Origin of the sequence: Leptospira alstonii serovar Sichuan str. 79601, assembly GCF_000347175.1 — a bacterium.
Taxonomy (GTDB): Bacteria; Spirochaetota; Leptospiria; order Leptospirales; family Leptospiraceae; genus Leptospira; species Leptospira alstonii.
The window spans coordinates 44,030-68,997 of sequence record NZ_ANIK01000056.1 but is presented as its reverse complement, the minus strand read 5'-3'; the positions used below and the strand labels follow the sequence as shown (position 1 = coordinate 68,997).

Below are 24,968 nucleotides of genomic sequence, written 5' to 3'. Positions count from 1 at the left end.
TACTTTTCGCAAGTAAAAATTTTTCCATTTATCCGTACACTTACATTTTATTGCATGTAAAATCCTAATTCCTAAAAGATAGCCTCTCGCCACTGGAAACGCTTGCGGGGAACAATCCCCATCTCGATCAATCTCTTTTAATTTTCCGATCGTAGCTCAAAAGAATCTTTTTGTAAGATATCATAAATTGGGGAGAACTGATCATATAATCGGCGGTGGATCGATTGCAAGCCATCGGCACATTATAAAGTACGGCGATCCTAAGTAATGCTTTCACGTCCGGATCGTGGGGTTGCGCGGTAAGAGGGTCCCAAAAAAAGATCACGATATCCAAATCTCCCTCCGCGATTTTAGCTCCGATCTGTTGATCTCCTCCCAAGGGACCGGAAAGAAATCTATAAACCGGAAGTCCGGTCTCTTCGTTTATCAATTTTCCGGTCGTACCCGTTCCGAATAGATGATGTCCGGAAAGGATTTCTCTGTGAGTTTTAACCCAGGACACCAAATCCTCTTTACGATTATCGTGTGCGACGAGCGCGATCCTCTTGGTTGCCGGTACGGAAACTGCTTTCATTCTTTGTGACTCTTTATGGTTTGTTTTTCGCTCTAATTTTTGGATGACGCAAATTTCAGAACAATCCTAAATTGACCTCAGATATTTTTTTTCAAAGTCGATCCGTGATTCTTTTCGCGTTTTTTCTTTGTCCCTGGACCGATCTCCGATGAACAATTCTTCGTTTTATTTCAGATTCCTTACGATCTTATTTTTCATACTCCATTCTCCTTTTATGCTCGGGAGCGAACAAACACCGAACGAAAAGAAGATCGAAATTCTAATCCCCGACGGAAGCGACGGAGAATCCGATTGGGGTAAGGATTCTCTTCAGTTCCAAGACTTGGATTTATTGGGAGACGCAAGCGAGGAGAATTCCAAAAGTCTTTTCGAAAAGGCAAAAGAGGATTTCCTAAGTTCGGTGGATCGTTTTAGAAAAACGAACGACTTTGCGGATGTAAAACGGAAAGAATTCGATCGGCAAACCTTTGAAGCGGATCGTTACGAATGGCAAAAGAAAAATCGTCGCGAAAATTTCGAAAGATCCCTTGCCAGAGACCTGATCAAATCCAGATCCGATTCCATTCATCTTTTAGTTTCTTCGATGAACTCCTTGGAAAAGATCCAGAATCAAAAAATCAAAGACTCCGAATCTTATCGAGATCTACAAGCGAACATTTATAGGGAATACATCAAACATCAGCTCGCTTTAAAAAATTTTTTGCAAGCCATGGATCTTTTGGAAAGATACATTCAAATCGGAAACAAATATTACGAGGACTCGGAAGCTCAGGGTTTTCTTGCAAACTGTTACGAAAGAGCGTATCGACTTTCTAAAAAGAATCGGGACGATCAAGCTCGGGAGAAATACGATATTCTCCGAAAAAAACACGGACTTTTGTATGCGGAGTTTAAGTTCGGAAAAAACTCCGCGGATTACAAAGAATTCTCCAGAGAACTGTTTAGAGATTGAAAAAAGAGGAACTCCTGCAAATTTCCTTCGAGGTTTCGGGACAAACAAAAACCCCCACTAAATTCCTAAACGTTTTTTCAGATTTCGATTCTCTTCGATCAGATCCCTGATCTCTTTTTCGGTGTATGCAAAAAGACGATCCTGAGCTTCGAGAATTCGATCCAGTTGAATCTCTTCTATATGAGAATAACTCAACGCTTGTTCGGTCGCCTTTTTAAAATCAAGGGCGTCTTTCAATTCCTGAGTTTTCATGGAATCCAAAATCTCGGAAACTTTGAGACGTTCGTGAAGAGCGAGTAATTCTCTGTTTTTCAGTTCGTTCACTCTTTCCAATGCCTTGTTGATTTCTTCGTTGTTCTTTTTGACCTTGGATTCGAATTCTAAGATGGCTTGTAAAGCTTCGTTCGCCTTGGCCGCATCCTTATATTCTTTCTGAGCGAGTTCGAAAACTCCTTCAAAAAATCCTATGTTCGTCAAACAACTGTTTCCGATTTCGTTCGCGGCGAGTTTATAAAATTCGGATTGAATCGTTCTGTCCAAGATCAGTCTTAAATTTCTCGGATGAACCGGATGTTCGAGCACTTCGATTTTACCGTTTTCGGGAACAACTCTGTTGATCTTTTCGGCTTCGTCCGAATAAACCATGATCAAACTTGCATATGGATGAAGTTCGAATTTTCTGATAAATTCACGAATTCGATTCCACTCCTCCAAACTTACGGAAAGAAAGAAGATATGAATATCCGCCTTTAACAGATCGATCGCACCGAGACCGTCCAGAGGAACCTTGCTCAACTCTATGTTTACGCGAGGATGTTTCCAGATTTGAATCGGGAATTCCTTCCCCGAAGTAAGATGCCAAATGATCGCGTTTTTTTGACTCATTGTATTATTCATTCTAACACTAACCGCTGATTTTCCCGGGTCAGGGACCTCTTTTTGTGATCTTTTTTATCTTTCCCCATATACTTAAACTTTCCAATCTCTCTGTCAATTTTGATTTTTGATCGGAAACTCCATCCAGAATCTTTTGAATCGGTTTCGGTAAATCCATATCCGTTCTTTTGATCATAATATTGACGCTCAGAAGAGCGATCAGAATATTTGCACTCCAAGGACCGATCCAATCCGGAACCTTATCATTATAGGAAATCGTACTTCCCAAGGTAAAAAATGTAAAGTAGATCATTAGAAAAACGACCGCAAGCGTAAAACTCATTCCCTTGCCGGAACGTTTGACCACAAGCCCCAAAGGGAACGAGATAAAGAAAAAAATCAGACAAGAGATCGGCATTGCGATTCTTCTGTGAATTTCCACGTTAAAATCCGTTAAGACCTTTTTACCCTGCTGCATCAAAGCCATCAACTGAGTCAGAACGGAATATTGTTGAGTCATCTGATCCGGCGTCAAAGTTCCGTTAGCCGCTCCCATGGCGAGTTCGATCTTCATCTGCTCCACCATTTGTTTGAGTCCGATCAAACCCTTGATCTGAACTCCCATCTCTTTTAGGGTTTCGAGTCCGGGAATTTTTTCAAGACCGTCGCTTTCAATATTGTTTCGAATCTGAAACAGAACCGGCATGGAAAAAGTTTCCGGTTTAACATTCAACTCCAACGTCTTCTTTTCCTTTCCCTTAGGAATATTATAATCCATTTCTCCGTTTCTGAAATCGGTTACCGAAAAACTCTTTCGATCGTCGCTCCACTCCAAGATCCAACCGTCTTTAAGACGAATAGATTTCTCATATTCCCCGTCGGGTCCGAGTTTTTCCACGAGATTTCCCTTGCCCGCGTTGATGATCTGAATGATCCGAGAACCCCCCATCGGAATCATCTTTCCGCCGATATGAAAGTATTCGTTTCCTTCCAGGAAAATTTCCCACTCGCGGATCTGAACTCCATTGAGTTGTCCGGTGTCCGGATTCATCCCTTCCGTGTACATGGTTCTGGCTCTTTTTTCAAAAAGATCCTGCATCTTATCTCCGCTAAACTGACCGGGGGTGATCGCAAGAAGGGGATTATACGCAAGAACCCATTTGTTGAACTCGTTCATCTTTCTCGTGTTTTCCGGAGAAAGATAGAAGTTCAGATAAGCCACGATCAAAGCCATGACGAAACCGAATGCAAGAAAGTTAATATAGATTCTCGGAAAACTGACTCCCGCGGAGCGTATCGCGGTAATTTCCGAATCTCCCGAAAGCCTTCCCGCGGCCATGATTCCGCTCATAAGACATGCCATTGGAATCGTCATCGGAAGAGTGTTTGCAAGAAGATAACCGAAGTAGTCCAAAAGACGAAGCGGGTCCACACCTTTTCCCACAAAAAGACCGATCATCTTTTGAAGGGCAAGAACCATATAAACCATGGTGAAAAACGCTAGGGCGACCAAAAACGGAGAAAGAATTTCACCCAGAATGTATCGATCCAAAATCGGAATCACCATATAAAACTTACGTTTGTCCGTATGGACTTTAAAATCCGGCGGAAGATCCTCCACGCTGTTCAAACGAACCGTTCTTAGATCCGCAGAACCGGAATTGCTTTTTTTGGGAGAATCGAAGGCGGAAGAAAGATCGGCGTTTTTTTTAGGGGAAGAATCTACCGAAGAAAAAAATTCGGACGTTTTTTGTTTCGTAGTCTTTTTGTTAGGTGATACATCGGATTTTTTTTTGGAGGAAGAAACGTTTTTTGTTTTATCCGCGGACTGGCGCGCCGCCGACTTTTTTGCGGAAGCTTTCTTTCGATTGTCGCCATCCTTCAAGCAAGGATCCTCCCCTTGAGAGTCGCGCTGGTTGCACTTTCGATCCGTACGGAAACCGTAGAACCGATCATCTCGGAAACGTTCTTTCCTTCGGGAAGAGGAAACACGGCCATTCTACCGCAAGGTGTTCTTCCGGAAAGTTGTTTATCCGACTTGCGGGAAGTGTTTTCAATCAAAATTGAATATACTCTTCCGATTCGGGAACGATTTTGTTCGTGGGAAATCGAAGTCTGCAAGTCCACGAGTTTTGTAAGTCTTTCGGACTTCGTTTCTTCGGGAACGTTGTCCGGAAGTTTTCTCCGGGCCATCGTCCCCTCTCTTTCCGAATACTTGAACATAAATGCCATATCGAATTGCACTTCGCGAACCACGGCGAGAGTGTCCTCGAATTCTTCGTTGGTTTCGTTCGGAAAACCTACGATGATGTCGGTCGTAATTCCGACATCGGGAACGATGTTTCTGATCATGCGGACCACGTCCAAAAATTCTTCCTTGGAATAGGAACGTTTCATCTCTTCCAGAACTCTCGTATTACCGGCTTGTAGGGGAAGATGAACGTTCGGGCAGAAACGAGGATTTTCCGCCATCAACCGGAGGAGATGAACCGGAAAATCCTTCGGATGAGGAGAAGTGAAACGGATTCTTTCGATGGTAGTTTCATCCAGAAGCATCCGAATTAAAGCGGCAAAATCCTGTCCTTGCTCTTGGTAAGAATTTACGTTCTGTCCCAAAAGAGTGACCTGACGAATTCCCTTTTCCACGAGATCCCGAACTTCCCGTACGATACTTTGAGGGTCCCTACTTCTTTCCCTTCCCCGAGTATAAGGAACCACGCAAAAAGTACAAAAATTATTGCAGCCTCTCATGATCGTAACGAAGGCCTGGATTCCACTGACTACCCTAGGTTCGATTTCGTCGTAGGTTTCGATTTTAGAAAGACGGGTGAGAGAGATTGAATTTTCCCCGCCTCGAATTCTTTGAATCAGTTCGGGAAGACTTCTGTAATTGTCCGGTCCTACGACCAGATCCAGAGGAAGTTCCTGATGAAAAAGATCGTCCCCTAAATTCTGAGCCATACACCCGAGAACTCCGATGACTAGTTTCGGATTCCTTTTTTTCAGGTATCCGAGGGACTGAAGGCGATTGTAAATCTTTGCGTGAGCATTTTCCCGGATCGCGCAGGTATTTAAAAAGATAATGTCGGAATTCTCCGGGTCGGGGGAGGAGGAATATTCGGCGTCCTTCATCAAACTGGAAACGATCCCGGAGTCGTATTCGTTCATTTGGCAGCCATATGTCTCAATATAGACTTTTCCCGCCTTTTTTTCTTGTTCCAGAACACCCATAGAACTGAATTTCTGCTTGCAGGACGCGCTGTAAAGGGGTTTTCCATAGATAGGGTCGAGGGGATTTTTCCATAGAATTCCCGAATTCTCCCCTTTTTTGATTGTTTATGGCAGTGAACACAAAACCGGACTACTACCGACTCCTGGATGTTTCCCGGAGTTCCGACTTACGCAGAATCGAGTCTGCGTACCAGGATTATTTGGAAAAACTGGAATCCGATCCCTGGAACCCTTCCCGAGAATTGGATCGTGAAGAAGGAACCAGAGCCTACCTCACCTTAAGTTCTCCGGAAGTTCGAGAAGAATACGATAAGACCCTGGATTATGAGTTCCTACTTTTAGATACGACTAAGATCCCCGAAGAATTCGAGTCATTCTATAACGTGCAAAAGTTGTCGGAAGGAGACGAAACGAGAGAATTTTATTCTCGGTTTTTAGAATTCAAAAGAGATCTAGAAAACACTCTGAAAAATCTAAGGATCACGGTATTATTTTTTTTAAGTGCGTTTTCACTCTTAACGATTTTTGCTCTTTTGATGGCCTTAGCTCAGAAAAATAGTTTTCTTTCACCCGGTGTGGAACTCTTCTACAGAAAGTGGGGAATTCTTTGCTCTGCGGGAATTCTCTTTTTAGGATATGCGGTCTTTCGGAAAATCCTAAGTCCAAAAAAAACCAGAGTCGATCAAAACCGGGGCAATCTATCCATTGAAGACGACAGCAAAAAAAAACGATCCTAAACACCTCGCAGAGGATGAGATTGCTTATTACTACTCCCTACTCCAAGAGGAACTAACCGAATTCGATTGCGGAGAATTGTGTAAACCCGACAACGACGGGATTCCGTTTTGTTGTATCGCGGATAACGCAGTTCCGACTTTATATCGTTCCGAATTTTCCATGTTACAAAAAAGAACGGATCTCTGGAAAGTTTGGAAACCGGAAACGGAAATCGATAAGAAGATGCTTGCCGAATACGATTCCAAAGAGACCCTTTTTTGCGAATGCAAAGGAATTCAATTTTGTGAAAGGGACAACCGTTCGATCAGTTGCAGAACCTTTCCTCTCGAACCTTACTTGGATACGAGAGGAGTTTTAGTCGGACTCGTCTTTATGAAAGAATTTACCGGCAAATGCCCTTTGACTCTCAGAGCGAAGGACATCCGACAAGAGTTCGTGGACTCGCATTTTATTTTTTGGGAAAAACTTCTTTTTCGTTTGGATTCCGAGTACGAAACCTTCTGGAATTCATCCAAATCCTATAGAAGGTCCAGAGCCAAAACCGGTAAAAAATTTCCGATTTTCTTTCCGAGTCATCTTCGAGGGAAAGAATATTTGGAACAATATCTTTGAAACCTCGAGGAAACTTGCAGGAGCGTATTAGGAATCAGTGGATAGGGCTCAGGGGTCAGGTTAAAATTTTTTCCGTTTTTCTCCATAAGGGCACGGAAGAAATCCGGGGTTTCATCGTTCGTTTAAAAACGTAGGAGCGTACTAGGAATCAGTGGATAGGGGTCAGGTTTACAGCTCTCATTCCTTTGAAAACATTTTTCGCTTTACCGAAAAACGGGAACAAGATCGTTGAAAGGTCGGAACTACTATGTGGAACTTGATAAAAATCATTTTTATAGGAATTTTCCTTCTGAACGGTTGCGTTTCTATACCGAATTACCAATTGTCCTCGAATGTTCCGGAAATCGGTAAAAGTCGAAAAGCAAAGTTACTCTCCGCTTTTTTCGGTTTGGACAACGCCCTTCCTTTGCGATCGATCGTTTTGTGGAGAAGCGCGCCCGGAAAGGACGGAATGCCTTTGGTTTTTTCCCATGAGATCGACCCGACAACTCTGGATGTTTCCGACTTTCGGATCCTTACGATGAAAGGGGAAATTTTTTACCCTTCGTTTGTTACGTTTGTGCCCGCTTTGGAACCGTTCGAATTGCGGACCGTTTTATTGATCGGCGAATTTGGAAACCACCCCGATAACGAACCGACGGAAGTAGTCATCGTAGGAGAATTGCTAACTCGCGACGGACAAAATTTAACCGGACAAAAAATCCAAGTAACTCCGTTGGTTGCGGGACCTTTTATCAGTTATGCGGAATATTTTGATTTCAGTCGCTCCTATCCGTACAATGATTCCAAACGTGGAGGAGATTGTCCGTTTTCGGAAACTGCTGTAGTCGTAAGAACCGTTTGGGCGGGAGGTGTTAGGGCTCCGGACGGGCAAGAACTGGGAGATCGCGAGTTGAAAAAATTTCGGATCGAAATGATTTCCGGAAAAAACAAGCTGACCGTTTTTCCGTTCAAAATTGCAGATACGGACGACAATGACAATAATATCGATTTGTGTATTGCCGAAAAAGGAATTCCAAAATTCGTCGAAGTAGAGGCGAATACGGCCGTCGATCCGAGAGACGACAAAAATCCTTATACGAAAATCGAAATTTTAAGCCGTTGGTAGTAGATCCACAAATCCTTTCTTACAGTCCGACATTTGAATAGGCAACTTTTGATTTTTACAAAACCATCCGCTTGTACAAGCCCACTACCGATTTAGCTTTGGTTTTTCATGGTAGAAATTATACTTTCATAGAACATCGTAAGTAACGAGGAAGATGTGCGGAAAATCGCAATAAACGGTCGGGGTTTTATCATTGGAAAGACCTACAAATTCTTGTAGCCTGCTTTTTGATAAAATAAAGTTAAGTTGCTGTTGTAAAATTCAATAAGGAAAACCGTAATGCAATACCGCCTAACGCTCCCAAACGACAATTTTCGGCTTTGAAAGAACATACTTCGCAAAGCCGATGCCTGAAATTCCGAAAAAATTTTTAAATATAGATGAGATTTATCTTCCCTTAAAACGTTATGGATCGATCAAAATCCAAAGGACACTTTATGAATCCAAATCCGTTGCTATCCGACACATTCCGTGAATTTCTGAAAATTCGGATCAAAGACATTACATCTTCAAAATATTCTAAAATACTTCAAAAAGCGGATTGGGAAAACGCTGCGGGCGAAGTTTTTGACGCCGTTCATAGATACTGGGACGAACTGGGTAAAAACGAAAAATCCCCTATCGGCGTCTTTGATATAAGATGGGACGACGCAAATACCGATCACTGTATCGAATTCGATTACGACCTGGAAAGTAACAATCCGGAAAACGCATTGACCGAAGGTAGTATCCGAAATACTCCGATTATAGATTTTTCGAATTTTATCCGAAATCACCTAAAACAGAAACCGGAAAAAATCCGCGAAGTATTGGAAGACGAAGACTTCTCGGCGATAAAAGATATACTTTGTCGTCTGTCACAGGAAGTGATTCGACAAACTCTTAAAGAAGAGGTTTTTAAACGAGTTCCGAAACAGCAGCCGTATTTTCTAATGTTCTCCTATTACCACGACGAAGACGCTTCCGTATTTTTCGATCCGAACGCGAAAGAGCAGAAAGATCTATATACAATACTCAAAATCGGTCAATCTCCTCTCTTCAAGTATTATTCAAAGGGCGGCGAATCCATCAGTATTTCGGGAGTTGAAGAGATCGGTCTAAGCGATATAGGTTTATTCGAAAATCTAAAGAGTTTTACGATTAACGATTGTAAAAATATAATTTCTTTAAAAAGCCTCGCCGAACTCAAAAACATCCAAACCGTTTTTATCAAAGGCGCAAAGTTATCCGAGTTTCCTGAATTCTTATTGGATATATCTTCGCTTCGGTCCTTGCATTTTACCGATAACGGTTTTTTTGCGGAAAAGAAAACGAGCCCGTCAAATTCTTCGCAACTTGAATCGCTTTGTCTGAACGGAAATTCCCTTACGGAAATACCGGAATTCGTTTTCCAACTTTCAAAACTAAAGAAGTTACTGGTTATGAACAATCAGTTGACCGAGTTTCCGGATCGACTGGCGGACTTAAAAATTCTCAAAGATTTGAACTTATCCGACAACCGGATCGCAAAAATTTCCAATCTAAACCGTGAATTTACAAGCCTCAAAGAACTGGGACTCTTCGAGAATCAACTGACTTCTCTAAACGGGGTCCGCAACTTTCCCAATCTGGAGCAGCTTTTGCTTTGGGGCAATGAACTGGAAACGATCCCTACCGAAATTGCGGAATTGAAAAAACTGACTCGTATCGCTCTGGATAGGAATAGAATTTCAAATTTTCCTAATATAGAAGTCACACTCGAGTCCCTAACCGAGTTGAGCCTCCCTGGGAACCAACTTTCCAAATTGCCGGAATCTCTGATTCAATTTCCGAACCTGAAATCTTTGGATCTAAGTAACAATCAATTGGAAGAACTATCCGATTTATTCGGGAACTTTAGAAAATTGGAATATCTTTCTCTTCGTGATAACTTACTTTCCTCTCTCCCGGACTCGGTCGTTCAATTGGAATCTTTAAAAGACATCTATTTGACAAATAACAAGTTCTTACAATTCCCGGAAATTTTAAAAGATCTGAAAAAACTAGAAGAGATTTGGTTGAACGATAATCAAATTTCCGAACTGCCGAAATTTCTTTCCGAAATGAAAACTTTGAAAGAATTAAAAATCGGCAACAACCCGGTCTCTCAAAATCAAGAAGAGATGAAAACCGAGATGGGACAGATCAATCCCAAAGTTACACTTAACTTTTCCTGAGGAGTTACTCAATTCAGTAGAAGATTAACGTCCTTGATTTTTTTTGTATCTTACGGAATACGAGGCGAAGCTAGGCGAGGCGGATACGACAACCGATCCCGTATAATAAAGTTACCGGCAAATTAAGTCGATAAAAAATCATGTCCGAATTCGTAAACGAATGAGATATATATTACGGCAAATTTTAGGACACATTGTAAAATAAAATTCAATAAGGAAAACCATGAAACACTACCTAACGTTTAAAGACGACAAATCGGATAAATTTTGGCAGATCGAAGTTTCCGAAGATTCATTTACGGTAACATACGGAAAAACCGGTTCCTCCGGACAAACGCAGACTAAATCGTTCGACGACGAGGAAGAATGTCTGAAAGAGGCAAAAAAGCTACTCGCCGAAAAATTAAAAAAAGGTTATATAGAAGGAGAAGCGCAAACTTCTTCCGCCGGTTCCGCAAGCGGTCGCGCCAATTCGGAAATCGAGGAGAGAGTGGAGGAACTAAAAACGGCAGTTTCGCAATTACCGGAATTGGCTTCGTTTCTGGAACAATTATCGGCGCTTCCGTGGGCCGAGTACGAAAAACAATTATTCAAAAATTGTATCGAAGCGTTTCAATTCGCGAAAGAGGAAATGGACGAGGACGACGGAGAAAGATTAACCGGATTTGTCGCCGAATGCGGTAACCAAAACTTTAGAGAAGCCGGGATCGACTGCAGCGAATTCTATTTCGGTATCGGAGAGGACGACGAATACTTCGAAGAAGGACCAACCGTGGGAGGTTTCACGTTGCATGAACCCGGTAGAATCATGAGCGACGCCTACGACACGCTCGGTTATCAAGACAAATCATTTCGTCTCCTTAGAGATTATATCTGGAACCTTGTCGGTCGAACGATGGGACGTGCGGTTTCTCTTGCTGTAAAAGACAAATCCTTTAAAAAACTGAAAACCGTTAAAAATTTCAAAGTTTATGTTTGTGAACACGACGGTTGGGCCTGTTCCATGGATCCCGAAGGTTTGGTGTTCGGTAAAAACGAGGAAAACGACGAGGATGACGACGAGTAAATGATCCAAAGAAATATTATAAAAACTGCAATATCCCTCCTTGTTGCGTTTTTACGGTTGATTTCTTAAAATTCAAAAGCCGCCTCTTACGGCGGCCGATATACTACAAGTAAATTCAAATTTCATAAAGCCGCGATCACGCACGCATTACATATTAAAATAATATTTTAAACGATCGGAGTCGATCCAAAGGTATCGATAACCCCTTTGGAAAGGAATATTCGATTCTCTAAGAAACTTTTCCACCTCTTGTATCGGATAAATTTTCCACCGCAGGTATTCTCCGCGCGAAAAAATCTTCTCCAAAAGTTTTTCGTTTTCCTCCCACCACTCGTACCAATTCCGTATGTTTTTTTCCCCCGCAATCAATGATTTAAAATAAGGGACATACGATTGAAGAATTTGAGATAAATCGAATCGATTCAAATCGATCGGTGTGATCGAGTTCGATACGGGTTTTTCCCACCCGCCTACCCGATTAAAAAATGAAACGGTCTCTTTTTTAATTCTATCGTTTGAGGTTCGCCAACCGTGCAGTTTATCGTTCTCCGCATCATGAAAAAAATGTTCATAACCTGCAACGCTCCTATCGTCATAGAGCGCATTATATCCGACGTAAGTGTATCTCTTACTCTGTTGAAAAGTGTCAAATGATTTGATTACTTCGTATTCCATACCTATACAAAGAGGCATATCTGCGATTTCTAAATTGGACATACTGTAGGCCGATCTAGGAATCGATAAGGGAACATGCACAACGATATGTCCACCCTTTTTCGAATGAGTTCGTTTTATCATCCGCTCCAAACGCCGCGCGACAAAACCGGAATCCGTTTCCTCGATCTTCCAATGACAATCCGTACGGATTTTTCTTTACATACGACAAAGGGCTACCATGATCGTTCGACTTCGATTTAAGTTTTTTATCGAACATCTTTGAATCCTTTATAGTCACCACATACGGAGACGAGTTATCCGTTTTTACGGACTTTTTTCATACGCACTACTGCGGGGATTACGACACTATGTACAAAGAAGCGATGAATTTTATCGATAATACGATCTACGAAAAACTCGACAACGAAGAGGAACATTCATGGAAAGACCAATCAAAAAACCGATCCTACAATGGGATCCGGAGAATCTCGTAAAAAGAGAAAACGCGATTCATAACTGGCTGAAAAATCATAATGCGGAGACGTTTCTCCAAAAAGCGCAAACTCTTCTTTCCGAACTCGATCGAAAAAAAATTCTTTCCGAGTTTGCGGACGGAATCGAACGGGCTCTTATCTATTGTTCTCAAAACGAAAGAATCAAAGCGCTCGATTTCTCCTGGTATTACGATGGAAGCGAAGTAGACGTTGCGCCCGCTTACGGATTGGATTCCGGCAAGAGTAACGGAGCCTTATCCAACACGGATCTAGGACCGAAAGAGTTGCCCGGAATCGAAGTCGAATTAAAACACGGATATCTCATCAAAGAGGATTTTTCTTCCCTTCCCACGCACTATGCAATCAACGCTTTTGTTTCCGACCTTCTCGAAGAAATTGAAGACGCAGAAGACAAAAAGAAAATTCCTTTTGAATCGGAAACGGTATTTACGGATCTATTCCAAATCTGGAATTATAGGATCGGTGTCGAAGCTTGTAAAACTTTGAAAAATCATGAAAAACGTTTGGAACGAAGATCTCCGTTCTGGGTAACGATGACTCGCCATGAGCGTTGGTCGATACCGATCGGCGTTATAGTAAACGGAAATTGGATATAAATTCAAAGCGAAATGGGAATACATTTGTAAGATGAACAATCGAATAAAAAAACTTTTAGAGGAAGGATCTTTTTATCACACCATAGAACTTGGAGAGAAAATTCTACCCTCTCTTTCCGAACACGAAAAGATCCAAACGTTTGGTATTATGCTCGACTCATGTAACAATTTGTTGAAATACCTCGACGATCCCGAACACGTTGAAGGATTGTTAGCCGAGTTAGACATGAGCTTTGACGAGGCTCATTCTTTCTATAGCCGAAAGAAACAATGGATTCAAGAACGGATCGACTCTTCGTCCTTCGGCAATCAGATGAAAATCGCCGTGGAAATTTCCGGCGAGTTGTACCGTTATATCTATGATTCGGATTCATCTTATTTAAGACAAAATTTGGAAGGTTACCTGAAAATTTTAGATCGTATAATCGAAATTCGGGATTGTGAAATTGAAATCGGAAAAATTTTGAACGAGTACGTCGCCGATATTTTGAGGATCCGTTTCCTCTGGGAAAAACAAAGGCAAGAGGATTTGACTGCGGCCAAAACAATCCTTGAATTTTATTGGAAACGATTGGCGCCTAGTATCGGTTATGGAGACAATATCACCGTATCTAATTCCATTTCACTGCGCGAAAAGATGGCTTCCACCGCACTCGAATTTGCAATTCGTTCCCAGGATGAAACATTTTTCGAAGTCGCCTCGGCGCTGATGCCTGAGAAAATCACGTACAACTTAGCGATTCAACTGGCTCGTTATCACGCCATAACACAAAACGAAAGTAGAATGTTGCATTTTGTCACCGAATGTTTTTCATTCGATCGAACCTTTCCTTTTTTATCGGAGCCTTGTTTTGCGCCTTTCGTCAAAACGATCAAACTTCACATTATGAGGCTCCGGAAAAAAGATGGAAACAAAGAGTAACGCTCCAAGATAAAAACTAGACAACGAAGAAAAATTTTTAAAAAATCTTAAAGAAGTGAAACAAATCCTTTGATTCAAAATATGGAGAACGTATGAACCCGGAAAGATCCAGAAGTCATTTTCCCAGTACCATTCTGGCTATAGGCTACGATGAGATTCAGGGGTCGTTTGGCTGGGATTTTTTGGCATTAGTATATTGGTGTAAAAAAGAACATGATCATGGGCTATTCAAAAAATATCTTTTTGAAGGACGCGGATTTTCAATCCTATGTTAACGATCCCGATTTCCTAACGACTCTTGATCAATACTCTGAAATCCGGGATACGGTTCAGAAAGTCGTAGAAGAAGTCGATTATCCCGGTTTCGAAAAGCTACTTCCATTGATACCATCTTTCTTATCCATGAAGATCTTAACTCCAAAAGGTTCCGCCGAATTCTTACCCTTAGCGGCTGCTTGCCATTTATGCGAAAAGTTGAATACTTCCGATGCGATCCGTATCATGCAAAAAATCGTACAAAGAACTCACAAGACCATTCTCGGAGAATGTTTGGTTTATTTAGCGTCCGAAAATCACTATCTGGAACCTTTCCGTTTTCTTTTAGAATGTGGTGCGGATCCGAATACACAAAACCGGGAAGGTTATACCGCATTGGGGAGAGCGAAGGGAAACGGTTGTCGTCTTATCGTTGACTATTTAAACGGAAACGATGAAAATAAAAATTCTCTCAACCCTCATTTAAAGATCGTCGGCGTTGGAAGCAGGTTTACTCGATTCCGAACTGAGGGCGCTATTGAAAGACTTGGATGAACGTGGAATTTTTGATCGGTTGAATCGAACTTCAAATATCAACTCATCGAACGCATCTATTGAGCAAACACCGCGAATTACAATTGTCTAAATCATATGAAAGATCAATCGAACAAAAATAATCTCCCCGAAGATCTCGTCTCTGATTTGAAGATCGGAAGACGACGGATTGAAACGAAATCACAAGGTTGGTTCGATCTCGCTTCCATCGAAGAAGTAAAAATTACTTCCATACAAATCGGTCCTTTCGGCAGTAAAGAAAACGGTCAATATCATACGGAGGCGGTCGGCCTCGTAAAAGATACGGAACACTATGAAATTTATCCCGAGGCTTTGATCTGGCTTCCTCGTTTGGAAATGTACGGAGCTTGGGATTCAAGCCACGACGAACTGCATGTATTTCCGGACAAGACCTGGACGGATATGAAATCGAATCTTATTCCCTATATAGAAGCACAATGGGGAAGTTATAAAGGAAAGGATAAGATTCAACATTTGATTGTGAAACACCCGAACAAATATCCGGGGGCGTTCGATTTTATAGAGTACGATTTAATAAATGCGGTAAAAAATATTTCCGCTTCGGAATGTCTCATTTTCCTCAAAAAACATGAACAAGCCATCCTGCGTCATCCCGGATCTATATCCTTGGAATCCGATTACACCGCGCTTGCAAAAGTATATTACATTCTTGGAATTAATAACCCAAACGAAGAAAACGAATGGCGAGAGAAATGCAGAACGATCTTAAACTATCATCCGAAAGGTAGATTCTATCACGAAAAAGAAACGGCCGCCATTTGTTCCTGGATATCGGCAGATTTTGGAATCCAAATTTTTCAAAAACTTTTAGACAAAGGTAAGAAACAACCCGAATACGCAGGCGGTGCGGATTTGATTTCCGCGCTTTTCAACGATCATCCGAAGATCGATTCTCAAATCGTAAAACTTGCCGAAAATCCGAACTATGCTCCTCATCTTATTCGATGTTTGGAAACGGCGGAACGCTGGGGACTTACGTTATCCAACGATGAACTTAGGAAAAATCGGAAGGCTTTGAATTCGATCGCAGATGTCATTCTACAAATTCGTAATCTAATTTTATCGGCTCCCGAAGGGAGCTACCCGGCAAAAGAAATACATCTCGTTCGCTCCAAAAACGTAGCCGATCGAATCTCCAAAGGTTGGGAACACTTAAAGAAAAAAGAATATTCTAAAACAGAAGAATTTGTCCGATCGGCTCTCGCAGATTATCCAGAAGACGCACAAGCCCTTTTTTTGGAGGCGAGACTTTATTGGTTGAGTTCCGGCTCCGCGGAAACGGGAATGAATCGCGCCCGGGAAAATCTGCTCAAGGCGACCAGGTTCGATACGGCGGGAATAGGAAAACTTTACAATATGATCGGATGCGCGTTAGACGAACTCGGTCGATACGAAGAGGCGATTCAAACCTTTCAACAGGCCGCAGAAATCGACCACCAAGAATCGATTTATCCGGCCAATCTCGCGGAGATGTATTGGAAAATCGGAGATAAACAAACCGCGGCCAAATACGCGCGCAAGGCCAAAAGTCTGGGTTCCCGATTGGAAATCGTAGAAACGATCTTTAGGGAAACGTAAAATTTTCCGAAGAACGTTGGAAAAGTTTGATAAGGGAATGGAAAGAGATTGGCTTAAGCGAAAGCAAATTCTGCACTTCGCGGAACCTTAGCTTCAAAGCGTTCGATCACTGGATGAGAAAGTTATCGTAGGCAATATCGACAAACGTAAGCATTAATTCTAAAAGTAGAATATTCAAAATAAATATCACAAATACAACGCCGCAAATCAAGAAGGTAAAAAAAAATGGAAGAAGAATTAATATTGGATTTTGCGATTTCGACACAAAACATCGGTTTTGCGGAAAGATGCAAAATAACGAACGAAATTTTCAAACGCGAACAGAGCGAAAAATTTCACATCGTAGAAAATTTCGATTACGAAACGGCCTATACGGAGTTTGTGGAATGGATGAAATCTTTTCTTTTCGATAACGAAAAAGATTACGACGAATACGAAGGTTTTAAAAATCATCCGGTTATCAACTTTGAAATTTTTGAAACGATGATCACCGCCAACTCTTGTCCGGATTGGTCGGAGGAAGATTCCGATTGGGCTGCGGATTTTGATTCCCAATCCACGATCCATGAAAATACATCGATATCCCAAACACTCAAACGTCTAAACGAAGCGGATCGGATGCTTACGGGATCGATTATCTTTTCCATTTTGCTCATCCCCTCTTTTGTAAGTAGGTTCGTCGAAGAAGACGATAACAAAAATCGATTGATTCATTCCGGGAGGGACAAACTCTATTTCTCCACAGGATCTCATGTCGGAAGCATTTTTACGTTCGGAATACTCACAAAAGAAGGTTTCTCCGCAATGAAAGTAGAACACGCATCGGGTTATTAGAACTTGTCTTAAAAAGCTCTTTCATTCGTACGGCGATATTTCAAAAATCGGTGGAAAGTTTTCGAGATTAAACTCTTAAAAAATAAAAAACCAACCGAAAATGAAAGTTTGAAAATTCAGAAAATCGAGCTCCTATCAGGAACATTAGAAAATACTTAATTAATAAGAATTGGCAGCAGGAAGTCTTCGATAACCTACTCGTAACTACGTTAGGCGAACTCGGAAAGAACAGGAGGATCGACGCTAAAGTCTTTTCCGATCAGGAGGTATTATTAAAGGAATCGGAGGAATTATGGAACGAAAAAATCCGGGTTCGATTCGATCTCGGAGAAAAAGGCGTATGAACAACTTGTTCCAAAACCCATTTTGAACGATCAATAGATACTTTAGCTTCCTCAAAAGTAAGCTACACTCACCAATTTGACGCCAATAAGTGAGTGGAACTTCTGAACTGCAAGTTTAGAATACAATTTCGACCCTGCAAATGTATATTAAAAGTTTTGACAATGAATGGGTTACTTACCTTTCTTTAAAAAGTAAGGACCACTTACCTTTTGAAAAAAGACGAGTGGATTACAAGTGAGGAAACTATGTTGAAATTTCACGCCGAGAAATCGTTACCGCTTTTATTTACGATGGGGTTTACGCTTCATTTAATCAACTTCGCGCATTATCTACGCGACGGAAAAGCGGATCCCGCACAAGTTATGACTCCGATTGTGGATTTAGGATTGTTTGCAGTTATGATCTATAGCGCATTCGCCCTCATCTGGGAACATAAGATATTTTTTAAAGTCTACGGATTTACGAACAAACTGGGACACAAAATCGGTTATTGGTTTATGACCACTTACGTAACGGCTAGTATTCCCGGTCATGTCTACTATATGGCAACCGCAGACGGCTCTTACTTTGAAAGTTTTGCTTGGTGGTTTAGCCCGATCATCATGACGGTTTACGTAAGTATGATCGGATTTTGTTTCAGTCTAAAACGCGTGGAGTAATCCCTTACTACGCGACCGACGCAAACCTAAGAATTAGTATTTCATAATAAGCTATAACTCACGGGAGCCCTACGGAAACGGACGATCTAAGTTTCCCGCCTTTAAGGTACGAGTTAGACGCGCTCTCCAGACGATCGTATCCCAATTTGTCGGACGGGACTCTCGACGAGGTTCGAAAATTACTCAGAGTTATATGATAGAGTATTCTGAATTCCACATTTAAAACGGGAATTTGTCTCTAAATTCAAGGCGCTCAATTATATAGATCAATATTACTGAAATATGTTCTACTTGAAATTGTAAAAAACGGCGCTTATCCGATTCGGAAATTAAAATGTAACGTCGCGGACCGCGTTTGTTACGGAAAAGACGATACCGTCGTTTTATATTCTTTCGACTACCGTTTTTTTATGGACAATAGTTAAAAGAAAATCCATTTGGAACGAACTCTAAACCTAAAACCCCAAAAAGAATATCGAGGTGCAATTTGATGAAACACCACTTAACGTATCAAGACAAAACATCCCACAAATTCTGGAATATCGAAGTTTCGGGCAAATCGTTCACGGTTACCTTCGGCAAAGCCGGAACCGACGGGCAAACACAAACAAAGACCTTCGACGACGAGGAGAAATGCCTCAAAGAAGCGAAGAAACTACTCGCCGAAAAATTAAAAAAAGGTTATATAGACCGGGACAAAACCGGAAAGACCGCCCGAACAACGGATGCTACCCAATCCGACGTAAAAGATCATCTCAAAGAATGGGAAAAAATCGTCCGAGCCGAGGATTTTCGTAAAACATTAATTCAACATTTTGCATATTTAGCGGACACGGAAGGTTATCATCAGGTCCTGACTTCCATCATAAACTTAGTGGAGAAAGTCCAAATCGAAAATGAAAGTCTAACGCTTCTTTTTAATAAAGGGTTCCAATGGATAGCCGGACCTCCCGGAGATAAAAAAAATTATACGAAATGGCCCGAAACATTTCAAGAGAAGATGATCTATCATTCTTCTCTTGCACTTATAGACGAAAATCGCACCGGTATATTTTTACAAGAGATAGATTTGGATCCCGTCGACGACCTTGAATTGGACGAAACCGAGTTGAACGAATATCCCCTCAAATTGATAAAAATACCGATGAGCGATTTTTCGGATTGTTGGTTGTATCATCCAAAGGAAAAAAATTCCTCGAACGAACCTTCTCTTATTTTTTTCGATCACGGTGGAATCCTGGATTTTACGCCCGACTTCAATATCGGTGCGGCATTTCTAAAACGAAGCGCGCAATTACTCGGTCTCAATTCGGAATCCGAACCCGCGAAAAAAACCGAAACGAATCGACTTGAAATCAAAAAAACGGGAACTCTCGTTCTTACGGATGTTACCAACATTCGATATATTCGGTCGTTTGTTTTTCCAGAACAAAAACTCTTAGTCGCAAAAGTGGATTCGCAAGCGATCAATTCCGATCGATTGGCTTATTATGATATCCAAGACCCGAGTCGCCCGATCCTACTTAAATCGGAAAAGGAGATTTCATTTGAAAAGGCTCGTATGCGGGAAAATATTTTGGAACTGCTTCACGGCCATTGTATCTATTTCGTCAAATCGGAGGATCGTGAATTTCATCCTTTGAAAAAAATAGACGGACCGATGCACGGAGCTAGAGTTTATCAAGATAAAATATATTTCTCAAATTCGGTCGTTCAATGGCGCGGATTACACATTTACGATTTGAAAACCGAAACGACGCTGAAATTGGACGATGCGATGAACAAATATAAATCCCACGTCGAAGCCGCGGACATTTGTATCGGAGAAGATTTACTCTGGTTGGTAGGGCTGGACGAAGTAATTCTCTATCAATTGCAAGCTTCCTCTGTAAAACGTATAATATTAAAATCACATAATACGATTTTCGAACCGGAAGTGATCGCAATGTTGGATAAAAACAGGATCGTTGTCGCCGAAAAAAACGAAGATCCCGATGGAGGTTTCGCGTTGCATTTGATCGTTTACTCGGATAAAAAAATCAATACACCGGTAAGATTTTTTCCAAAAAAAGGAGTCGTCGCATGGCAGCGTTTTCAAAACCGATTTTACTTCGTGTTGTTATCCAGAGCTAAAAATACGAACAATTACAGCTTCGCGATTTGGGAACCGGATACGAATCATACAAAAGAATATCAACTCCCCGATTTGGTTTGCAAAAAACATTTTGCCCAAGGCGTATGCGCCATACTTATGGAACAGGAAAGAGCCTATCTTTATAAAAACGACGGGGAAATTTTTACGATCACCGGATTTTAAAAAGAAATTCTCCAGTTTCTAAGGTATCAAAATAAAGACGGAACCGCGTTGCTCACATTGTCTGCTTGATACTTCTCCGAAAATTCCAAAGAAAAGCATATTAGAATTTTAGTTTATAAAATTTTCCTAATAAAACTAAGACAACTTTCAGAGGCTTTTCAAGATTTCGCGGATGATTTCTCCCGGATCCGTCGATGAAAAACTTTTAAGGATCTTATCCACTTCTTTGCTGGCCGTTTTTTCCTCAAAACCGAGTTGAACCAAACCCAAAATCGCGATTTCCCTCTTCCGGGAAACGGCGGCCTCTTCCGGAGTTTGCGAAGAGGAAGGAAGAACGATCGAAGGTTCTTTTGCAGTTCCCGATAAAAAGAGTTCCAGTTTTTTGAGGTTTTGTTTCACTTCGAAAAAAATCTTTTCCGAGGTTTTGCCTTTCACCTTTGGAATCTTTTCGAGCTCTTTAGCTTCTCCGGACTGAGCGATTCGATACAACTCCTCAGCCGAAAAAAAAGATAAAATTTTGAGAGCCGTCAATTCTCCGATTCCTTGAAGTCCTTTCATGACCTTGAAGAATTCCTTGTCTTGTTCGGTTAAAAATCCGAAAAGTTTCTGCCCTCTTTCGCTCATCGCGTGAAAGATTTGGAGCTGAATCTCGTTTTGGGACGGCAGGCTTTTGAGTTCCAAATAGGTCTTGAAGGAAATCGTTACTTCGTAAGTGATTCCGCCGGTTTCAACGTGTGCAAATCCGACTTCTAATTTTTTGAGAGTCCCTTTCAAACCTGAGATCATTACTCCACATAGACTTTTGCACTGTTAGAGTAAAGATAAATTTTCAATCATCGAATCATCCTAAGAACTCGAGACTCTGAACTCAGTGAATATTAATTGAAAACTCTGCGCTTTAGTTTCCTGCGGCGCAATTCAGGGAATAAACTCAATTTCGCTCTCCATGGATCGCAACGTTTAATCCCATTTGTTATACCGAACTCACATTAAAATGGTTCGCGGTTATCTTTTTGAAACCCGGAATTGAAAAAAATCGTTTTCTTTCCGGAAGGGAAATACATTTAAAATAATGAATGTATTAAAGGGAGTATATCGTCGTATTAAAATTAATGGCGTATCGATCGATATGCGAAAATCCTAAATCGAATAGTAATTCCTTCTGTAATACAACAAGGGCCTCAGACCGTCGTCCGCTCCCGCCGAAATCACTTTTCCGATCACGATCGAATGATCTCCCCCGTCCACAAATTGATTCACTTCACATTCGATATAAGAAAGGATTCCCGGTAGAATGGGAATCGTTAACTCGCCGGTCTTACATCCAAGCTCCTCGATGAGAGTGTGTTTTTCGATTTTTCCGGAGGCGAATTGATTCGAAAGTGAATCCTGTCCCTGCGCCAAAATGTTCACTACGAATTTTCCGGAATCACGGATCGGATCGTGACTCGTTATGTTCTTTTGAAGACAAAATAAAACCAACGGAGGATTGAGAGAAAGAGAACTAAAACTGCTTACGGTTAGACCGCTGTGTTTTCCAAGATGGGAATAGGTGATAACTGTAACACCGGACGGAAAATGAGAAAGCGCATTTTTAAAAACGTCGTCTGTGATTTTCATGAGGTCGATCTTAAAATCGAAAGACTCTTTGTCAACCGATCGAAAGAAGAAAAGAAAGACGCGAAAACACGGAAGTTATTAGGAGTCAGATGTCAGGGTGTTAGGGGTCAGAAGTTTTAGAATAGGAATTTATGATTTTTTCCGCGGAACTCAACAGAACCTCGCGCAATTCCTTCGGTTCCAACAAAAGAGCGGAATCTCCCAAACCCAGTATATGATGTAAGGCGAACTCCCGGCTCCCAAGATCGGCTTCGATTTCGCTCCAATCCGAATCTATTCTTAAATATTCTAATATTTGCACATACGAAATCGTATTCAAAAAATCGAACCTATCCGTTTTGATCCTCAAACGAACCCGATACGAAGGAAGTTTTGAAAAAAAATCCCGGGTACTTTCGCTCCAGTATTTTTCCAGGTCGAATTTTTTCGGCCTTTCGAAAGAATCGCCCGATAATGTCGCTTCTAAGATTCTGGAAATACGGAAGGTTCTGAATTCCTTTCCGTATTTTGCGACCAAATACCAAACTCTTCCCTTAGCCACAAGTCCCAAAGGAAAGACGATTCTTTTTTTGGATTTGTCGTCCGATCCGTATCGAAGAATGATTTTTTTCTCCTTCCAAACCGCCTCCTGTAAAAGAGGTAAAAACGGAAATTTTTCCTCCGAGCCGCTCCAACCCGCGCCGTCTATGTGAATCCTTTGCCGAACGATCTCGACTTCTTTTTGATAGGCGGGCGGAAGCGAAGCCATGAACTTCATAAAGGCCGAGTCCAAATCTTTTTTCTTTCCGAGATCGGATGCGATTCGAGTCGAACTCGTCAAGATCATCGAAAATACCTCCTCCTTTTTCATTCCGGTAAGATTGGTTCTATAACCTTCGGATAATTCCCAACCTCCCCGAGAACCTCGTTCTGCAAATACGGGAACACCCGAAGCGCATAACGCTTCCATATCTCTGTGAACGGTTCTTTCGGAGACTTCAAGTTTTTTTGCGAGATCCCTAGACGAGATTCTCCCCCTTGCCTGAAGTTGTAAAAGTATGGAAAGTAATCGGCTCGCGCGCATATTTCAATTCTACTTTTGATATATGACAAAGAATGACATATATAATTTCCTAACTATAACGGATTTTTTTAATGTAATTGCGAAAACCGGCACGGCGCGAGCACTTGAAAACTTTCCGAAGAATACGACTTTACGGATTTGGACGAAGCAAACCGCATTGGGGAAAATACTTTCAGGAAAAATTCGGAGAGGATAACTCAAACGTATCGAACGCAAGATTAAAAGATTGAATTTCCATAGGCTGTCCGTAAAACTGCCGTAAATTTATCGGGAGTTTGATTCGATTCCGACAAATTCTTTCGCGGAATCGCCGCGGAAAAAGACTACTTTTTGTAAAACAAAGACGGGACTTGATATATCACACGGGAGTTTTTTATGAAACAGTATTTAATTCGAATTTTTAGTTACGGTTTTTTGGTTTGGTTGATTCCTTTTATCGTCGCGATTCCGTTTTACTCCAAGGACGGAAAGTTACAAACGGATCTATTTTTGTTTAAGACCGTGATGATTCTTGTCGGAACTCTTACGGGTTGTGTATTGCTTGCTTCTCTCGCTTTGAAAGTTTCAGGCAGGAAATTTCCGGTTCTTTTGAGCGCCGGGTTTATCTGGCTTGGAATCAACTGGGGACTCGACTTTTTAATTTTGATTCCGATGTCGAAAATGAGCACGGGCGATTATTTTATCCAAATCGGCCTGCGTTATCTTACGATGATTTTTATCTCTTTCACGATCGGTTGGGTTGCGGATCGTTCGATTAACAAGTAAAAGGCGAAAGTCATTGGAGACATTTCGAAATCGCAAGATTGTACGTAAAAACCGTCAGCGGATGGATCGAATTCTCGGATGCGATCAGTTCCTCCATCGTGTTTTTGGCCTTACACAAAACTCCAAGATACAAATTCTTTCTGGCCTGTTCTCTCCAATCCTTATAGAGCGGATTTTTTTCGGCGTATTCGGAACCTAAAAAATCGGCCGCGTACAATATGAGATCCAAAGGTCCGGGAGTTTCCGCTCCCAACGTATGATTTCTTACCGCGGATAAAACGTTTTCGTGTCGTAAGTTGTACTGCGATTTGAGATAAATCGCCGCCGAATAGGCGTGCCAAGCCGCGGACGGAAGTTTTTCCAGATCTTCCCTGCCCGATTCTCTGAATAACGTTATGTGAAACTCCGGAGTTTTTTGTTTTGTGATATCGTGTACGATTCCGGCAAGATAGGCGAACTCCGCCTCTTCCCGGGAATGAATGATCGCGAGTTCTTTTGCGATTTCCGCCACACGCAAAGAATGTTTCCAACGAGTTTCGGTGATTTCCGTCGGCACGATTTTTTTGAATTTTTGAATTTCCTGCGAAGTCATCGTATTTAGACCGAACGTAATCGTATTTTTTCCGTAACCTAAAAATTTTCCTAAAACGCCGCGTTAAAAAAACTCATGCAACGCTTCCTATCATAACCAACCCCACAAGTTGAGAAGGTTTTTGGAATAAGAAGAATCAAAAACGCATATTTTTCAAGTGTTCCGACAAGAACGAGAGTTTTTACTTGCAAAAAGTATGATTTTCTGATATAGAAAAGCCTCCCCGAGCCTTTCTACCAATTTCGCGACCCGTAGAGAGCGAAATAGAGTTTACTCTCCCCACCACCCAAAATTAGGGGAA

The 24,968-nt window shown here is 41.5% G+C and carries 23 protein-coding genes and 1 pseudogene; 15 read left to right on the top strand and 9 right to left on the bottom strand.

Annotated features, from left to right (window positions below; genetic code table 11):
• Positions 1 to 127: 127 nt before the first annotated feature.
• Positions 128 to 574 carry a methylglyoxal synthase gene (locus LEP1GSC194_RS12165; RefSeq protein ID WP_020773839.1) on the bottom strand — a complete coding sequence of 149 codons (447 nt, stop codon included), beginning with the start codon at positions 572 to 574 and terminating at the stop codon, positions 128 to 130.
• A 148-nt stretch (positions 575 to 722) separates the two neighbouring features.
• Between LEP1GSC194_RS12165 and LEP1GSC194_RS12160 the strand changes: the two genes are divergently transcribed.
• Complete coding sequence (locus tag LEP1GSC194_RS12160) at positions 723 to 1,526, top strand: FcpA-related putative periplasmic flagellar protein (protein WP_020773842.1); 804 nt, start codon at positions 723 to 725, stop codon at positions 1,524 to 1,526.
• Between the two features lie 57 nt (positions 1,527 to 1,583).
• Here LEP1GSC194_RS12160 and LEP1GSC194_RS12155 read toward each other — a convergent pair whose 3' ends face one another.
• Genes LEP1GSC194_RS12155 through miaB form a run of 3 tightly spaced genes read right to left on the bottom strand, consistent with a single transcriptional unit; the run spans position 1,584 to position 5,633 of the window.
• Positions 1,584 to 2,411 (bottom strand): hypothetical protein, encoded by an 828-nt coding sequence (locus LEP1GSC194_RS12155; protein WP_020773884.1) that lies wholly within the window; start codon positions 2,409 to 2,411, stop codon positions 1,584 to 1,586.
• 40 nt (positions 2,412 to 2,451) lie between these two features.
• Positions 2,452 to 4,287 carry an LptF/LptG family permease gene (locus tag LEP1GSC194_RS12150; protein WP_020773894.1) on the bottom strand — a complete coding sequence of 612 codons (1,836 nt, stop codon included), beginning with the start codon at positions 4,285 to 4,287 and terminating at the stop codon, positions 2,452 to 2,454.
• Positions 4,284 to 5,633, bottom strand: coding sequence for a tRNA (N6-isopentenyl adenosine(37)-C2)-methylthiotransferase MiaB (miaB, locus tag LEP1GSC194_RS12145; RefSeq protein WP_036042589.1), 1,350 nt, complete (start codon positions 5,631 to 5,633; stop codon positions 4,284 to 4,286). The genes LEP1GSC194_RS12150 and miaB overlap by 4 nt, the downstream gene beginning before the upstream one ends.
• Positions 5,634 to 5,740: 107 nt before the next feature.
• Here miaB and LEP1GSC194_RS12140 point away from each other — a divergent pair, with 107 nt between their 5' ends.
• The 5 genes and pseudogenes from LEP1GSC194_RS12140 to LEP1GSC194_RS12120 all read left to right on the top strand — a co-directional run bounded on the left by LEP1GSC194_RS12140 (position 5,741) and on the right by LEP1GSC194_RS12120 (position 11,352).
• Positions 5,741 to 6,370: a molecular chaperone DnaJ gene (locus LEP1GSC194_RS12140; protein ID WP_020773823.1), complete on the top strand. Its 630-nt coding sequence runs from the start codon at positions 5,741 to 5,743 to the stop codon at positions 6,368 to 6,370.
• Positions 6,339 to 6,983 carry a hypothetical protein gene (locus LEP1GSC194_RS12135; protein WP_020773871.1) on the top strand — a complete coding sequence of 215 codons (645 nt, stop codon included), beginning with the start codon at positions 6,339 to 6,341 and terminating at the stop codon, positions 6,981 to 6,983. The genes LEP1GSC194_RS12140 and LEP1GSC194_RS12135 overlap by 32 nt, the downstream gene beginning before the upstream one ends.
• Positions 6,984 to 7,230: 247 nt before the next feature.
• On the top strand, positions 7,231 to 8,091 hold the full coding sequence (locus LEP1GSC194_RS12130) for a hypothetical protein (protein WP_021064678.1): 861 nt from the start codon (positions 7,231 to 7,233) through the stop codon (positions 8,089 to 8,091).
• A 416-nt stretch (positions 8,092 to 8,507) separates the two neighbouring features.
• Positions 8,508 to 10,286 (top strand): annotated as a pseudogene (locus LEP1GSC194_RS12125) (LIC_11051 family fibronectin-binding protein); the annotation flags it as partial.
• Between the two features lie 223 nt (positions 10,287 to 10,509).
• The gene (locus tag LEP1GSC194_RS12120; protein ID WP_020773843.1) at positions 10,510 to 11,352 is read left to right on the top strand and encodes a WGR domain-containing protein; all 843 of its coding nucleotides are present in this window, start codon (positions 10,510 to 10,512) and stop codon (positions 11,350 to 11,352) included.
• A 147-nt stretch (positions 11,353 to 11,499) separates the two neighbouring features.
• Here LEP1GSC194_RS12120 and LEP1GSC194_RS12115 read toward each other — a convergent pair whose 3' ends face one another.
• Positions 11,500 to 12,069 (bottom strand): hypothetical protein, encoded by a 570-nt coding sequence (locus LEP1GSC194_RS12115; RefSeq protein ID WP_017808869.1) that lies wholly within the window; start codon positions 12,067 to 12,069, stop codon positions 11,500 to 11,502.
• A gap of 379 nt (positions 12,070 to 12,448) precedes the next feature.
• Between LEP1GSC194_RS12115 and LEP1GSC194_RS12110 the strand changes: the two genes are divergently transcribed.
• From LEP1GSC194_RS12110 to LEP1GSC194_RS12080, 8 genes are all read left to right on the top strand, one after another.
• Entirely contained in the window at positions 12,449 to 13,120 is a 672-nt protein-coding gene (locus LEP1GSC194_RS12110; protein ID WP_020773872.1) for an LIC13197/LIC10919/LIC10469 family protein, read from the top strand.
• Positions 13,121 to 13,151: 31 nt separating this feature from the next.
• Positions 13,152 to 14,042, top strand: a complete 891-nt coding sequence (locus tag LEP1GSC194_RS12105) for a hypothetical protein (protein ID WP_020773856.1) — start codon at positions 13,152 to 13,154, stop codon at positions 14,040 to 14,042.
• A 219-nt stretch (positions 14,043 to 14,261) separates the two neighbouring features.
• The gene (locus LEP1GSC194_RS22680; RefSeq protein WP_196809725.1) at positions 14,262 to 14,852 is read left to right on the top strand and encodes an ankyrin repeat domain-containing protein; all 591 of its coding nucleotides are present in this window, start codon (positions 14,262 to 14,264) and stop codon (positions 14,850 to 14,852) included.
• A gap of 96 nt (positions 14,853 to 14,948) precedes the next feature.
• Positions 14,949 to 16,472: a tetratricopeptide repeat protein gene (locus tag LEP1GSC194_RS12095; RefSeq protein ID WP_017809716.1), complete on the top strand. Its 1,524-nt coding sequence runs from the start codon at positions 14,949 to 14,951 to the stop codon at positions 16,470 to 16,472.
• Positions 16,473 to 16,498: 26 nt separating this feature from the next.
• The gene (gene tnpA / locus LEP1GSC194_RS23610) at positions 16,499 to 16,603 is read left to right on the top strand and encodes an IS66 family insertion sequence element accessory protein TnpA (RefSeq protein ID WP_408605334.1); all 105 of its coding nucleotides are present in this window, start codon (positions 16,499 to 16,501) and stop codon (positions 16,601 to 16,603) included.
• A 94-nt stretch (positions 16,604 to 16,697) separates the two neighbouring features.
• Positions 16,698 to 17,306: a hypothetical protein gene (locus LEP1GSC194_RS12090; protein ID WP_020773864.1), complete on the top strand. Its 609-nt coding sequence runs from the start codon at positions 16,698 to 16,700 to the stop codon at positions 17,304 to 17,306.
• A 590-nt stretch (positions 17,307 to 17,896) separates the two neighbouring features.
• Entirely contained in the window at positions 17,897 to 18,310 is a 414-nt protein-coding gene (locus tag LEP1GSC194_RS12085) for a hypothetical protein (protein ID WP_017809719.1), read from the top strand.
• Between the two features lie 490 nt (positions 18,311 to 18,800).
• Positions 18,801 to 20,627, top strand: coding sequence for a WGR domain-containing protein (locus LEP1GSC194_RS12080; protein WP_020773828.1), 1,827 nt, complete (start codon positions 18,801 to 18,803; stop codon positions 20,625 to 20,627).
• Positions 20,628 to 20,774: 147 nt separating this feature from the next.
• Here the strand turns inward: LEP1GSC194_RS12080 and ruvA are convergent, their stop codons facing one another.
• From ruvA to LEP1GSC194_RS12065, 3 genes are all read right to left on the bottom strand, one after another.
• Positions 20,775 to 21,413, bottom strand: coding sequence for a Holliday junction branch migration protein RuvA (ruvA, locus tag LEP1GSC194_RS12075; protein ID WP_020773858.1), 639 nt, complete (start codon positions 21,411 to 21,413; stop codon positions 20,775 to 20,777).
• A 354-nt stretch (positions 21,414 to 21,767) separates the two neighbouring features.
• Positions 21,768 to 22,247 carry a flavin reductase family protein gene (locus LEP1GSC194_RS12070; RefSeq protein WP_020773874.1) on the bottom strand — a complete coding sequence of 160 codons (480 nt, stop codon included), beginning with the start codon at positions 22,245 to 22,247 and terminating at the stop codon, positions 21,768 to 21,770.
• Between the two features lie 100 nt (positions 22,248 to 22,347).
• On the bottom strand, positions 22,348 to 23,310 hold the full coding sequence (locus tag LEP1GSC194_RS12065) for a helix-turn-helix transcriptional regulator (RefSeq protein ID WP_020773802.1): 963 nt from the start codon (positions 23,308 to 23,310) through the stop codon (positions 22,348 to 22,350).
• Between the two features lie 375 nt (positions 23,311 to 23,685).
• Between LEP1GSC194_RS12065 and LEP1GSC194_RS12060 the strand changes: the two genes are divergently transcribed.
• Positions 23,686 to 24,075: a hypothetical protein gene (locus LEP1GSC194_RS12060; protein WP_020773887.1), complete on the top strand. Its 390-nt coding sequence runs from the start codon at positions 23,686 to 23,688 to the stop codon at positions 24,073 to 24,075.
• A gap of 10 nt (positions 24,076 to 24,085) precedes the next feature.
• Here LEP1GSC194_RS12060 and yqeK read toward each other — a convergent pair whose 3' ends face one another.
• Positions 24,086 to 24,667, bottom strand: a complete 582-nt coding sequence (yqeK, locus tag LEP1GSC194_RS12055) for a bis(5'-nucleosyl)-tetraphosphatase (symmetrical) YqeK (protein ID WP_017808862.1) — start codon at positions 24,665 to 24,667, stop codon at positions 24,086 to 24,088.
• Positions 24,668 to 24,968 lie beyond the last annotated feature (301 nt).